The 12,735-nt window shown below is 67.5% G+C and carries 12 protein-coding genes and 1 tRNA gene; 11 read left to right on the forward strand and 2 right to left on the reverse strand.

The features are described 5' to 3' along the window. Nucleotides 1–61 precede the first annotated feature (61 nt). Nucleotides 62–565, forward strand: a complete 504-nt coding sequence (locus ACRB8A_RS07230) for an NUDIX domain-containing protein (RefSeq protein WP_056598701.1) — start codon at nt 62–64, stop codon at nt 563–565. A gap of 40 nt (nt 566–605) precedes the next feature. On the opposite strand, the gene ACRB8A_RS07235 is transcribed toward ACRB8A_RS07230, so the two are convergent. Together ACRB8A_RS07235 and ACRB8A_RS07240 are read right to left on the reverse strand one after the other, a co-directional pair. Then, a complete protein-coding gene (locus tag ACRB8A_RS07235; protein WP_432245904.1) occupies nt 606–1,313 on the reverse strand; it encodes a response regulator in 708 nt (235 codons plus the stop codon). A gap of 2 nt (nt 1,314–1,315) precedes the next feature. Beyond that, entirely contained in the window at nt 1,316–2,959 is a 1,644-nt protein-coding gene (locus ACRB8A_RS07240; RefSeq protein WP_056598707.1) for a sensor histidine kinase, read from the reverse strand. Nucleotides 2,960–3,099: 140 nt separating this feature from the next. On the opposite strand from ACRB8A_RS07240, the gene ACRB8A_RS07245 reads away from it, so the two are divergent. The 10 genes from ACRB8A_RS07245 to ACRB8A_RS07290 all read left to right on the forward strand — a co-directional run bounded on the left by ACRB8A_RS07245 (nt 3,100) and on the right by ACRB8A_RS07290 (nt 12,710). Next, nucleotides 3,100–4,455 (forward strand): cation:dicarboxylate symporter family transporter, encoded by a 1,356-nt coding sequence (locus tag ACRB8A_RS07245; protein WP_050686061.1) that lies wholly within the window; start codon nt 3,100–3,102, stop codon nt 4,453–4,455. A 232-nt stretch (nt 4,456–4,687) separates the two neighbouring features. Further along, entirely contained in the window at nt 4,688–5,587 is a 900-nt protein-coding gene (locus ACRB8A_RS07250; RefSeq protein ID WP_050686062.1) for a ParA family protein, read from the forward strand. 7 nt (nt 5,588–5,594) lie between these two features. Then, on the forward strand, nt 5,595–6,413 hold the full coding sequence (locus ACRB8A_RS07255) for a segregation and condensation protein A (RefSeq protein ID WP_050686063.1): 819 nt from the start codon (nt 5,595–5,597) through the stop codon (nt 6,411–6,413). After that, nucleotides 6,410–7,066 carry an SMC-Scp complex subunit ScpB gene (gene scpB, locus ACRB8A_RS07260; protein ID WP_056598710.1) on the forward strand — a complete coding sequence of 219 codons (657 nt, stop codon included), beginning with the start codon at nt 6,410–6,412 and terminating at the stop codon, nt 7,064–7,066. Before ACRB8A_RS07255 ends, scpB begins: the two co-directional genes overlap by 4 nt. Before the next feature lie 114 nt (nt 7,067–7,180). Next, complete coding sequence (locus tag ACRB8A_RS07265; protein WP_050686067.1) at nt 7,181–8,386, forward strand: pseudouridine synthase; 1,206 nt, start codon at nt 7,181–7,183, stop codon at nt 8,384–8,386. Between the two features lie 3 nt (nt 8,387–8,389). Continuing rightward, nucleotides 8,390–9,499 (forward strand): prephenate dehydrogenase, encoded by a 1,110-nt coding sequence (locus ACRB8A_RS07270; protein ID WP_432245905.1) that lies wholly within the window; start codon nt 8,390–8,392, stop codon nt 9,497–9,499. Beyond that, a complete protein-coding gene (cmk, locus tag ACRB8A_RS07275) occupies nt 9,499–10,212 on the forward strand; it encodes a (d)CMP kinase (protein WP_050686071.1) in 714 nt (237 codons plus the stop codon). The genes ACRB8A_RS07270 and cmk overlap by 1 nt, the downstream gene beginning before the upstream one ends. 31 nt (nt 10,213–10,243) lie before the next feature. Further along, complete coding sequence (locus ACRB8A_RS07280; protein ID WP_050686073.1) at nt 10,244–10,939, forward strand: lysophospholipid acyltransferase family protein; 696 nt, start codon at nt 10,244–10,246, stop codon at nt 10,937–10,939. Continuing rightward, nucleotides 10,936–12,486 (forward strand): ribosome biogenesis GTPase Der, encoded by a 1,551-nt coding sequence (gene der, locus ACRB8A_RS07285; RefSeq protein WP_056598716.1) that lies wholly within the window; start codon nt 10,936–10,938, stop codon nt 12,484–12,486. The genes ACRB8A_RS07280 and der overlap by 4 nt, the downstream gene beginning before the upstream one ends. 147 nt (nt 12,487–12,633) lie before the next feature. Then, nucleotides 12,634–12,710, forward strand: a tRNA-Pro gene (locus ACRB8A_RS07290). Nucleotides 12,711–12,735 lie beyond the last annotated feature (25 nt).

Genomic DNA, 12,735 nt, shown 5'->3' on the forward strand with positions numbered 1-12,735 from the left:
GCTTCCCACATGCCGGTGCCGCCGGCGCCGTGTGTCCGGGCGGCGCAACTAGGCTTGGCGCATGACTGCAGCACAGGTGACCCTCTGTTTCCTCCTCCGCGACGCAGCCGGCGGCCAGGAGGTCCTCCTGGGGCTCAAGCGCACCGGCTTCGGCCGCGGCAAGGTGGTGGGCGTAGGCGGCCATGTCGAACCGGGGGAGACCGTGCGGGCCGCAATCTGCCGCGAGGTACGCGAAGAGGTGGACGTTGTGGTTGCCGCCGCGGACCTGGTGCCGGCCGGAACCGTCGACTTTGTTTTCCCTTACCGGCCGGAATGGGACATGTTCACCACCGTGTTCCTGGCTCACCGCTGGGAAGGCGAGCCGTCTGAAAGTGATGAGATCACGCCACAGTGGTATCCAGTGGATCAGCTGCCCGTCCGGCAGATGTGGGCGGATGCCGAACACTGGCTCCCGGCCATGATCTCAGGGCGGCGCACCGACGTCAGGGTGGAACTGGCCGCCGACAATGACAGCGTCGCTGCCGTCAGCTACGCGGACTGGCCCGCAGGCCCGGCCAGGCCGTGACCCTGGAATACGTGCACGACGGCGGCACCCGCCGGGTGCCTCAGTGGCCGCCCCACCGGTATTCGTTCTCCGGCCGTCCCGGCGTACCGTAACGCGCCGTCCGGGAGACCGTTCCGGCGTCGGCCAGGTACTCGAGGTAGCGCCGGGCCGTCACCCGGGACATGCCCAGGGCGTCCATGACTTCCGTCGCCGAGACCGCGTACTGCTGCTCCTGCAGGAACTCCTGGACTGAGCCCAGGGTGGAGCTGGACAGGCCCTTGGGCAGCGGCAGTTCCGACGGGGCCCGGAGGCTGGCGAATGCCTGGTCAACCTCGCTTTGGGACGCCCCGGCCCGGCCTGCGCCCGCCCCGGCCAGCTGCCGGCGGAACTGCCGGTAGCTCTCGAGTTTGTCCGCGAACGTGGCAAAAGTGAACGGTTTGATCAGGTACTGGACCACGCCGATGGCCACGGCGCTGCGCACGATCGCCAGCTCCCGGACGGCGGTGATCGCGATGATGTCCGCCAGGATCCCGGCGGACCTCATCCGCCGGGCGATGTCCAGGCCGTGCAGGTCCGGCAGGTTCATGTCCAGGAGCACCAGCTCCACCGGATCGCCCGCCGCTGAAAACTCGGTGAGGAGGCGCAGCGCCGACTGGCCGTCCGGTGCGGTGCCGGCGAGCACAAACCCTTCCAGCCTGCCCACGTAGGCCGCATGCGCAGCGGCGGCGATGGCCTCGTCCTCAACAACGAGGACGCGGATCTCTCTCACGGTCAGTGCTCCTTTTCGGCGGGTTCGGCCGGTTCGGCGGGCAGGGTTGCCGGCAGGAAAACCTCGAACTTGGCACCGCGCCGGCCGTTGATGGCCAGCGTACCGCCCAGCCGCTGCACTGCCTGCCGCACCAGCGCCAGGCCGATGCCCCGGCTGCCCTGCCCTGACTGCTTGGTGCTGTAGCCGTGCCGGAAGATGTTCTCCGCGGCGGCCGCGCTGATGCCGGCGCCGGAATCGTGGACCGTCACGTCCAGGCCTTCCTCATCCGACTCCACCGTCAGCTGCACCCGGCGCGGCGGGGGGCCGTCTGCGGCTGCATCGATCGCGTTGTCCAGCAGGTTGCCCATGATGGTCACCAGGTCCTGGACTGCGACGCCGGCCACTGTGCCGGAGCCAAGGGCTGCCACGTCCAACTGGACGCCACGCTCGTGGGCTTCGGCCACTTTGCCCATCACCAGGGCCCCCAGGACCGGCTCGTCCACCGAACTGACCATGTCATCGGTCAGCCGCTGGCTCAGGGCCAGGTCCTGGGTGGCGAAGTCCAGCGCCTCCTGGGTCCGGCCCAGCTCCAGGAGCGAGACCATGGTGTGCAGCCGGTTGGCATGTTCGTGCGTCTGGGCCCGCAGCGCCCCGGAGAGGGTGCGCATGGTTTCCAGCTCGTTGCCCAGCGCCTCGATCTCGGTCCTGTCCCGCAGCGTGGCCACGGTGCCGTAAACATCAGCCCTGCCCCGGGAGCCAGCCCCTGCCGGCCCCTTCGCCGGCGCCTGGTTCACCACCAGGATGCGCGAACCGGCCAGGATGATCTCGTCCTTGACGGTCCGTCCCGACTCGAACAGCCGCCGTAGGCCATCGTCCAGCGGCAGGTCCGCCAGCTGCGGTGGCCTGGTGGGGTCCAGGCTGCTGGCCGCAAGGCCCAGGAGCTCGGCGGCCTGGTCGTTGTACATCACCACGCTGCCGCGGGTGTCGATGAGGATGAGTCCTTCCCGGACCGAGTGCAGCACGGATTCGTAGTAGGCGAAGAGCTGCGAGAGCTGCTCCGGCCCCCAGCCGCGGGTGACCCGGCGGAGGTAGCGGCCCAGCAGCCACGATGCCAGGGAACCGCCCAGCAGCAGGGCCAGGCCGATGGCCAGCAGGGCAGGCAGCCGGGCGGCAAACGCCACGTCCACGGTGCGGACCGTGACGCCCGCGGCCACCAGGGCGCGGACGGTGCCGCCGGCGTCCTTCACCGGAACGATGGTCCGCACGGACGGGCCCAGGGTCCCCGCGGTGACCTCGGTGAACTCCTGCCCCTGCAGGGCGGCGTCAATGGAACCGATGTACGGCCGGCCCAGCTCCTCGTCCCGGGGGTGGGTCCACCGGGTCCGGTCCGGGGCCATGATGGTGATGAAGTCGACGTCGGCCCCTGCCATCACCTCCCGGGCGTAAGGCTGCAGCAGGGCTGAGGGGTCCGGCGTCGCCGCTGCCGCCAGCACCAGGGGACTGGCGGCGATGGCGGAGGCGATGCCGGCCATGCGCAGGCCTGCCTCGTCGTACGTGCGGTCCCTCGCGTCCAGGTAGGTGGCCGTCCCCACCACAGCGATGAACGCCACCACAATCAGCAGGTTCGCCACAAACAGCCTGCGGGCGATACTCCAGCTGTGGATCATCAGTACCTCCCACGACCAATATGAACGCAACGGTGAGCTGCGTCACGGTGTGCCCAATGATGGATATCACACCGCAAGGACGCCTTGAGCCCAGAATCTGTGCCGCAGCGTCTTCAAGATTATCCATAAGGAGACACATCATGGCCTCTCAACGAGGAGAGTCGCTCGGCACCCCCAAGGCCAAGCGCAAGGGCATCGACAAGTCGCACTACCTTTACATCGCCGTCATCGCCGCCGTAATCCTCGGCGCCGTGGTGGGCCTGATGTTCCCCGAGGTGGGCAAGTCACTCAAGCCCCTCGGCGACGGCTTCATCAAGCTCATCAAGATGATGATCGGCCCGGTCATCTTCTGCACCATCGTCCTTGGCATCGGTTCCATCGCCAAAGCAGCCACGGTGGGCAAGGTGGGCGGCCTGGCCCTTGGCTACTTCGTCCTGATGTCCACGTTCGCCCTGGCCATCGGCCTGGTGGTGGGCAACCTGATCCACCCCGGTGAGGGCCTGAAGCTCACCCCCTACGACCCCACCAAGCCGGCCGCCACCGACCCCACCGTCGCGTTCCTGCTCGGCATCATCCCCGGCGACATTCCGGTGCTGCCCACCCTGCTGGCCGCCATCCTGGTGGGCTTCGCACTCCAGAAGATGGGCCCGCAGGGCGCCCCGATCCTCAAGGCCATCGGCCACGCCCAGACCCTGGTCTTCCGGATCCTCATCATGATCATGTGGCTCGCCCCGATCGGCGCCTTCGGTGCCATCGCCGCCGTTGTCGGCGCCACCGGCTTCCAGGCCATCGTGAGCATGTTCACCCTGATGCTCGCCTTCTACATCACCTGCGCCCTGTTCATCGTCATCATCCTGGGCGGGCTCCTCAAGGTGGTCACCGGCGTGAACATCTTCAAGCTGATGAAGTACCTGGGCCGCGAGTACCTCCTGATCTTCTCCACCTCGTCCTCCGAAGCAGCGCTGCCCCGCCTGATCGCCAAGATGGAACACCTGGGTGTCTCCAAGCCTGTTGTCGGCGTCACGGTTCCCACCGGCTACTCCTTCAACCTCGACGGCACCGCGATCTACCTGACCATGGCATCCTTGTTCGTGGCCAACGCCATGGGCACGCCCCTTGACCTGGGCGCCCAGATCTCCCTCCTGGTCTTTATGATCATCGCCTCCAAGGGTGCAGCCGGCGTCACCGGCGCCGGCCTGGCCACCCTCGCCGCCGGGCTGCAGGCCCACAAGCCCGAACTGCTGGGCGGTGTCGGCATGATTGTTGGCATCGACCGCTTTATGTCCGAGGCCCGCGCCCTGACCAACTTCACCGGCAACGCGGTGGCCACCATCCTGGTGGGCACCTGGGTCAAGGAAATCGACGGCGACCAGGTGGGCCGCGTCCTCTCCGGCGAAGTGCCCTTCGACGAGCAGACCATGATCGCCGGCCACGGCGAAACGGTCCCTGCCGCCGACCCGGGCACCGAAACGAAGCAGGTCCCGGTCAACGCCTGACCAGCAACCCCCCAAGCACCCACCGCCTCCGCAGCCTGAGCTGCGGGGGCGGTGGTGTTTACCGGGAAAACCCCAACCTTCGACCTCAACCAGAAGGTCAAGGCTCAACATCCGGGAAAAGTCAAGTTGCCCGGAAAGCCCTGCCCGCGGCTGTAACCTTGGGAAGAAGAAGGAACGCTGCCGGCCCGTCCGGCGGCAGGACATCACCGTCAGTGAAAGTGTGGATAGATACGTGAGCAGCGAACAGGGTTCGGCAACTCTGGAGGGCACGGAATTCGACCTGGACAACACGGTCATGGGCCCCACCGGGCGTCCGTACCGCGAGTTCCCCGAGCCCGCGCCACTGTCCTCCCACGGTCCGGCGCGGGTCATCGCCATGGTCAACCAGAAAGGCGGAGTGGGTAAAACCACCTCCACCATCAACCTGGCTGCGGCCCTGGCCGAATACGGCCGCCGCGTCCTCCTGGTGGACTTCGACCCGCAGGGCGCCCTGTCGGCAGGATTCGGGATCAACCCGCACGAACTGGACCTCACCGTCTACAACGTCCTGATGGACCGCAAAGTGGACATCCGCGATGCCATCCACCAGACCGGTGTGGAAAACGTCGACCTGCTGCCGGCCAACATCGACCTGTCCGCCGCGGAAGTCCAGTTGGTCAACGAAGTTGCCCGCGAGCAGGTCCTTGACCGTGCCCTGAAGAAGGTCCAGGACGACTACGACGTTGTCCTGATCGACTGCCAGCCGTCCCTGGGCCTGCTGACCGTCAACGCCCTCACCGCCGCGCACGGCGTCATCATCCCGCTGATTTGTGAGTTCTTCGCCCTTCGCGCCGTGGCGCTGCTGGTGGAAACCATCGACAAAGTCCAGGACCGGCTCAACCCGCGCCTGCAGGTGGACGGCGTGCTGGCCACCATGTACGACGCCCGCACCCTGCACAGCCGCGAAGTCATCACCCGGCTGGTGGAAGCGTTCGGCGAGAAGGTCTTCGAAACCGTCATCAAGCGCTCCATCAAGTTCGCGGACGCCACGGTGGCAGCTGAGCCCATCACCAGCTACGCCGGCAACCACGTGGGGGCTGACGCCTACCGCCGGCTCGCGAAAGAGCTGATTTCCCGCGGCGGCGCACCCTAGCCACGCCGTGGCCGAAACCAAACCCGGCTTCGAAGTACGGCTTGCCAACTTCACGGGCCCCTTCGACCTGCTCCTGGCCCTGATCGCCAAACACCAACTGGACATCACCGAGGTTGCCATCGCCACGGTGACCGACGAATTCATCAAGTACATCCGCAACCTGCAGCAGCAGGGCGGCGAGTGGGCCCTGGACGAGGCCAGCGAGTTCCTGGTGATCGCCGCGACGCTGCTGGACCTCAAGGCGGCCCGGCTCCTGCCTGCGGGCGAGGTGGAAAACGAGGAAGACGTTGCGCTCCTCGAGGCCCGCGACCTGCTGTTCGCCCGGCTGCTGCAATACAAGGCGTTCAAGCAGGTCGCGTCGCTGCTGGGGGACACCCTGCATGAGGAGGGCCAGCGGTTCCCCCGGCAGGTGGCGCTGGAGGGGCACTTCGCGGCCATGCTGCCCGAACTGGTGTGGAAACACAGTCCCGAACAGTTCGCCGCCCTTGCCGCAGGCGCGCTTAACCCCAAAACGGCCCCGCCCCCGGAGGTGGGCCTGGCCCACCTGCACGGACACGGCAGCAACGTCAGCGTGAAGGAGGAGGCCGAGCGCCTGGGCCTGCGCCTGCGGCAGCAATCACCCCTGACCTTCCGGGAGCTGATCGCCGATGCGGATTCGTCCCTGGTGGTGGTGGCCCGCTTCCTGGCCCTGCTGGAACTGTTCCGGGACAAAGCGGTGTCCTTCGACCAACCGGTGGCGCTGGCCGAACTCGCCGTGCACTGGACCGCCGGTCACGGCGACTGGTCCGCTGAGAATCTGAGCGAAGAATACGAGGAACAACTGTGAACCACGAAGTACCGAACGCCGGAGCCGGTGCGCAGGTCCACGAACTTCCCGGCGGTGCGAAGTCCGCCCTCGAGGCCGTCCTGATGGTCCTGGACCAGCCCGCCACGGAGGAGGAGCTCGCCGCAGGGCTCGAGCTGGACGTCCCCGCCGTCCGCGGCCTGCTCGAAGAACTGCAGCGCGAGTATAACGGTTATACTGTTAAAGCCCCGGATATGGAAAAGGCCAGCATCGCTGGTTTCGGCTCCAGCCCCCGGGGTTTTGAATTGCGGAACATCGCCGGTGGCTGGCGGATCTACTCCCGCACGGACTTCGCCGGCATCGTGGGCAAGTACGTGCTGGATGGACAGACGGCCAGGCTCACGCAGGCGGCATTGGAAACCCTTGCGGTCATCGCGTACCGCCAGCCCGTTTCACGGGCCAGGGTGTCTGCAATTCGCGGGGTCAACGTTGACTCTGTCGTACGGACACTCGCCCAGCGCGGGCTGATTGAGGACTCGGGAACAGATCCCGAGTCCGGCGCCATCCTCTACCGGACAACCTCGTATTTCCTGGAGCGGATGGGCATCGGTTCCGTCGCCGAGCTTCCGCAGCTGTCTCCCCACCTACCGGGGCTGGACGGCATCGCGGAGTTCTACGACGCCGAACGAATGTAGGCGGGGCACGTCCCCGCCTGCGCAAGATTACTCATCAGGGCAGACGAAGTCTGCACGGCTGGTTAGGGTTGTCCTTGGACACCTTTAAGAGCCAAAAACATTGAAGGACGGGTCATGACACAGGCGGGACGCCAGGGTTCACCACGTAACGGTTCGGGACGCAACACTTCCGGACGCAACACCCCCCAGGGGGGCGGCTTCAACGGCGGCTCCCGCGGCGGCGCGCCAAAGCGCGGCGCCGGATTCAACGGCGGCGGCGGGTTTGCCGGCGGCGACCGGCCGCACCGCGCCCCGAAACCGCGCGAGGAACGCTTCGTCGATCCGGACCTCGAGGCCACGGACAGCGGCCGCGGCCCGGACGCGAACCCGGCCAGGCCGGCGTCGCGCAAGCCTGCAGCACGCAAGCCCGGCGCCAAGAAACTGCCCGGCACCCCTGGCGCCCCGAAAGCCAAACCGCGCACCGGCAAGCCCGGCGCAGCCGCGTCACGGGCCTTCGGCAGCGAACGCTTCGGCCAGAACCTGGGCCCGGTCCGCCGGCCCGCCCGGAAGAAAGGCCCCCGCGGCGACGTGCCCCAGTCGGACCTGCACGACTCCGACGGCATCCGCCTGCAGAAAGTCATGGCCCAGGCCGGCGTGGCGTCACGCCGAGTCTGCGAAGAGATGATCGCCGAAGGCCGCGTGGAGGTTGATGGCCAGGTGGTCACCGAACTCGGCGTCCGGATCGACCCCAAGACCGCAGTCATCCACGTGGATGGCCTGCGGATCCAGCTGGACGAAACCCTCTCCTACCTGGTGTTCAACAAGCCCAAGGGCGTTGTGTCCACCATGGAGGATCCTGACGGCCGGCCCTGCATCAGCGACTTCATCCGCCACAACCACGGCGAACGCCTCTTCCATGTAGGCCGCCTCGACGTGGCCACCGAGGGCCTGCTGCTGCTGACCAACGATGGGGAACTCGCCAACCGGCTGACGCACCCCTCCTACGAAGTCCCCAAGACCTACCTGGTGCAGGTCCGCGGGCCGTTCCCCCAGGGCATCGGCGCTGAGCTGAAGGCCGGCGTTGAACTCGAGGACGGCATCGCGTCAGTGGACTCCTTCCGGCTGGTGGACTCCACCCCCGGCCACGTGCTCATCGAAGTGGTGCTCCACTCGGGCAGGAACCGGATTGTCCGGCGCCTGTTCGACGCCGTAGGCTTCCCCGTGCTGCGCCTGGTGCGCGTCAAGGTGGGCCCCATCGGCCTCGGCGACCAGCGCCAGGGCAGCATCCGGAACCTCGGCAAGCAGGAAGTCGGCCACCTGCTGGCATCCGTAGGACTCTGAGGCATGTCCGCTTTCCAAAGCCAGGGCCGCGGGCACCTGGACGGGCCCGTGGTGGTCCTTGGCACGGGACTGCTCGGTGCCAGCATCGGGCTGGGACTGCGGGGCCGCGGGGTTCCCGTGTTCCTCGCGGACCCTTCGCCCACCAACCAGGCCGTGGCCGTGGACATCGGTGCGGGCCGGCCGTTGCCTGAACTGGGCAACGGCAGCCCGCAGCTGGTGGTGGTGGCTGCACCGCCGGACGTCACTGCCGAGGTGGTGGCCGGCGCCCTCGCCGACTACCCGCAGGCAACGGTTGTTGACATCGCCAGCGTGAAGGCGGACATCCTGGCCCGGCTGCGCGCCACCGGTGCGGACCTGTCCCGGTACGTGGGGACCCATCCCATGGCCGGCCGGGAGAAGTCCGGCCCGGTGGCGGCGCGCGGTGAACTTTTCACCTCCATGCCGTGGGTGGTTTGCCCCACCCCGGAAACCTCCGGAACTGCACTGCAGGCGGCCAGGGCCATTGGCGCCGACCTGGGTGCCGTGGTGTCCCAGTTCACGGCGGACGAGCACGACGCTGCCGTGGCGCTGGTTTCCCACCTGCCCCAGGTGATGTCATCACTGCTGGCCAGCCGGCTCCAGGGGACGCCGCTGCACGCGCTGTCCCTGGCCGGCAACGGGCTCCGCGACGTCACACGCATCGCCGCCAGCGACCCCACCCTGTGGGTTCAGATCCTTGGCGGCAACGCCGCCAAGGTGGTGGAGATCCTCTATGGCGTCCGTGACGACCTGAACCGGCTTATCGGCACCCTTGAGCAGCCCACCGCTCCCGGCGCACGGCTTGACCTTGCCCAGCTCATCAGCGAAGGCAACGCCGGGCAGGCCCGTATCCCGGGCAAGCACGGCGGACCCCCGCAGGCCTACTCCTGGCTCACGGTCCTGGTGGACGACAAACCGGGCCAGATCGCTCAGCTGCTGACCGAAATCGGTGAAATCGGGGTAAACCTTGAGGACCTGCGCCTGGACCACTCGTCCGGACAAAACGTCGGCATGGTGGAATTGTCTGTGTTGCCGAACAAGCACGACCACCTGATCGAAGCCCTTAACGACCGCGGATGGCGGGTACTTTCGTAATGACACAGGAACTTCTCGACACCATGCCCGCGCTCCGCGTGGGCCGGCCGCTGGTAGTTGCCATCGACGGGCCTTCTGGCTCCGGCAAGTCCAGCGTCAGCAAGGAAGTGGCGCGCCGGCTCCGCCTTGCCTACCTTGACACCGGCGCGATGTACCGCGCCCTGACCTGGCACTGCGTTGACCAGGGCCTGGACCTGGAGGATGCGGCGGCCGTGGAGCAGGCCTCCCGGGACCTGGTGCTTGAGCTCAGCTCCAGCCCACAGGAGGACTTTGTCCGGGTGCGCGGAACGGACGTCACGGATGCCATCCGGGAGCCGGAAATCTCCGCTGCCGTCAGCGCCGTGGCCACCACTCTCGGCGCCCGGACCGAACTGATCCGCCGCCAGCGGGCGCTTATTGAAAAGCACCACCGCCGCATCGTCGTCGAGGGCAGGGACATCACCACCGTCGTCGCACCCGGCGCCGAAGTCCGGATGCTGCTCACCGCCAGCGAAGAGGCCCGCCTGCGCCGGCGCGGCATCCAGCTGGGCGGCACCCAAAGCGCGGAGCAGCTGGCAGCGCAGGTAACCCACCGCGACGCCAGGGATTCCACGGTGGTCAACTTCACCCAGGCAGCCGACGGCGTGGTGACCCTCGACTCGTCCGACCTGGACTTCGAGGAGACGGTGGATGCCGCCCTGGTGATCGTCACGAAAGTGCTGAACCGTGACTAAGGGCACAGCCGCTGTACCCGCCGGCTGGACCATGTCCTGGAGCCGGCCTGTGGGCTGGGTCCTGGACCACCTCATCTACCGGACCACCATCACCGGCAGGGACAACGTCCCCACCGGCGGCCCGGTGATCTTCGCCGGCAACCACATCAGCTTCCTGGACGGACCCGTGATGTTCGGGGCAGCACCGCGGCCCATGCACATCCTGGTCAAACAGGAAATGTTCAAGGGATTCCTGGGCCGGGTCCTCACCGCGTCCGGGCAGCTTCCCGTGGACCGGTCGGGGGACCGGGCTGCGCTGCAGCGGTGCACCAAACTGCTCGACGCCGGCCGGTGCGTTGGCATCCTGCCGGAAGGAACGCGGGGCAGCGGTGAAGCCGCGGGCATCAGCAGCGGCGTGGCCTGGCTGGCCCTGCAGACCGGCGCCCCGGTGGTGCCGGTCGCCATCCTGGGCACCAGGACCGGGGGCGAACACCTCGACTCAGTGCCCCGGCCGGGCCGGCGGTTGCACGTCAGCTTCGGCGGGGCCCTCACCTTGGGCCGCAGGGCCGGGGAAAGCGGGCGTGCTTCAATGGACAGGGCGGCGCAGGAGATCCGCGCAGCCCTGGCGGGGCACGTCCAGGACGCAGTCCGCCTCAGCGGACAGCGGTTGCCCGGCACCGGGGATCACACAGACTTGACAGCAGTAGCCGGGACGCCGGCAGATCAGACCTTAAGGACAATGCAATGAGCGATACGACTCAAACATCCGGCCACTCCGGCGCCGGCGAAGACGAATACACCCCCACCGGCTCCGACCAGGTGGCAGAGCGGATGGCAGCGATCGGCGACGACGAGGCGGAGCTCCGCGCTGCGTCCCTCCGGGCCGGCCTGGCTGACTACGACCTCGACGAGGACGACGCCGCCCTGCTCAGCGGGGACTACGACGACGCGGACTTTGACGGTCCCGTCCAGCTGGACCCGGTCCTGGCCATCATCGGCCGGCCCAACGTGGGCAAGTCCACGCTGGTCAACCGCATCCTGGGCCGCCGTGAAGCGGTGGTGGAAGACACCCCCGGTGTCACCCGCGACCGCGTGATGTACGCCGCCAACTGGAACGGCCAGAACTTCACCCTGGTGGACACCGGCGGCTGGGAGCACGACGCCCGCGGCATCCACGCCCGCGTTGCCGAGCAGGCCGAAATGGCCGTGGAGCTGGCCGACGCCGTGCTCTTTGTGGTGGACTCCGCCGTCGGCGCCACTGCCACGGACGAAGGCGTGATGAAAATGCTGCGCCGCAGCAAGAAGCCCGTCATCATGGTGGCGAACAAGGTGGACGACTTCGCCCAGGAAGCCGACTCGGCAGCACTCTGGGGCCTCGGCTTCGGCGAGCCGTACCCCGTCTCGGCCCTGCACGGCCGCGGCGTCGCGGACCTCCTCGACCACGTGATCGAGACCCTGCCCGAGTTCTCCACCATCGAGGGGGTGGAACGCTCCGGCGGTCCGCGCCGGATCGCCCTGATCGGCCGTCCCAACGTGGGCAAGTCCTCGCTGCTGAACAAGCTGGCCGGCTCCGAGCGCGTGGTGGTGGACAACACCGCCGGCACCACCCGGGACCCGGTTGACGAATTCATCGAACTCGGCGACCGGACCTGGCGGTTTGTTGACACCGCAGGCATCCGCCGCCGCCAGCACATGGCCCAGGGCGCGGATTACTACGCCTCGCTCCGGACCCAGGCTGCCCTCGAAAAAGCCGAGGTCGCCGTGGTGCTCCTGGCCGTGGACGAGGTCCTCAGCGAACAGGACGTCCGCATCCTGCAGCTCGCCATCGAATCCGGCCGGGCCATGGTCCTGGCCTTCAACAAATGGGACCTGCTTGACGACGAACGCCGCAGCTACCTGGAGAAGGAAATCGAACGGGACCTGGCCCACGTGGCCTGGGCTCCGCGCGTCAACATCTCCGCGCTGACCGGCTGGCACAAGGACCGCCTGGTGCCTGCCCTGGACCTGGCCCTGGAAAGCTGGGACAAGCGCATCCCCACAGGCCGCCTCAACGCCTTCCTCGGCGAACTCGTGGCGGCCCACCCGCACCCCGTCCGCGGCGGCAAGCAGCCCCGCATCCTCTTCGGCACCCAGGCCTCCAGCAGGCCGCCGAAGTTTGTGCTGTTCACCACCGGATTCCTGGATCCGGGCTACCGCCGGTTCATCACCCGCCGGCTCCGGGAAACGTTTGGTTTCGAAGGAACACCTATCGAGGTCAACATGCGTGTCCGGGAAAAACGCGGCAAGAAGCGTTAATTCCGACACACCTGGAAGGCAACAGCCGGAAAGTGTCACAGGCACCCTCCGGAATCGTGTAAGCTCTTCTAGGTGGTTCGGCCGGACTGCTGATGGAAATCCTGAAGGAATTCGGGGTGGACATACAGCGGAGAACGGCGGAACCAGCGGGCTGTAGCGCAGCTTGGTAGCGCACTTGACTGGGGGTCAAGGGGTCGCAGGTTCAAATCCTGTCAGCCCGACCAAATAAGGAAAAAGCACCCGAACATC

It is taken from the genome of Arthrobacter sp. G.S.26 (assembly GCF_050847375.1).
Classification (GTDB): Bacteria; Actinomycetota; Actinomycetes; order Actinomycetales; family Micrococcaceae; genus Arthrobacter.

Bases quoted from the DNA above. Each gene is read 5' to 3' on its own strand.
- ACRB8A_RS07230 (WP_056598701.1), top strand. From the start codon at position 62: ATGACTGCAGCACAGGTGACCCTCTGTTTCCTCCTCCGCGACGCAGCC.
- ACRB8A_RS07240 (WP_056598707.1), bottom strand. From the start codon at position 2,959: ATGATCCACAGCTGGAGTATCGCCCGCAGGCTGTTTGTGGCGAACCTG.
- ACRB8A_RS07245 (WP_050686061.1), top strand. From the start codon at position 3,100: ATGGCCTCTCAACGAGGAGAGTCGCTCGGCACCCCCAAGGCCAAGCGC.
- ACRB8A_RS07265 (WP_050686067.1), top strand. From the start codon at position 7,181: ATGACACAGGCGGGACGCCAGGGTTCACCACGTAACGGTTCGGGACGC.
- ACRB8A_RS07270 (WP_432245905.1), top strand. From the start codon at position 8,390: ATGTCCGCTTTCCAAAGCCAGGGCCGCGGGCACCTGGACGGGCCCGTG.
- cmk (WP_050686071.1), top strand. From the start codon at position 9,499: ATGACACAGGAACTTCTCGACACCATGCCCGCGCTCCGCGTGGGCCGG.
- ACRB8A_RS07280 (WP_050686073.1), top strand. From the start codon at position 10,244: ATGTCCTGGAGCCGGCCTGTGGGCTGGGTCCTGGACCACCTCATCTAC.
- der (WP_056598716.1), top strand. From the start codon at position 10,936: ATGAGCGATACGACTCAAACATCCGGCCACTCCGGCGCCGGCGAAGAC.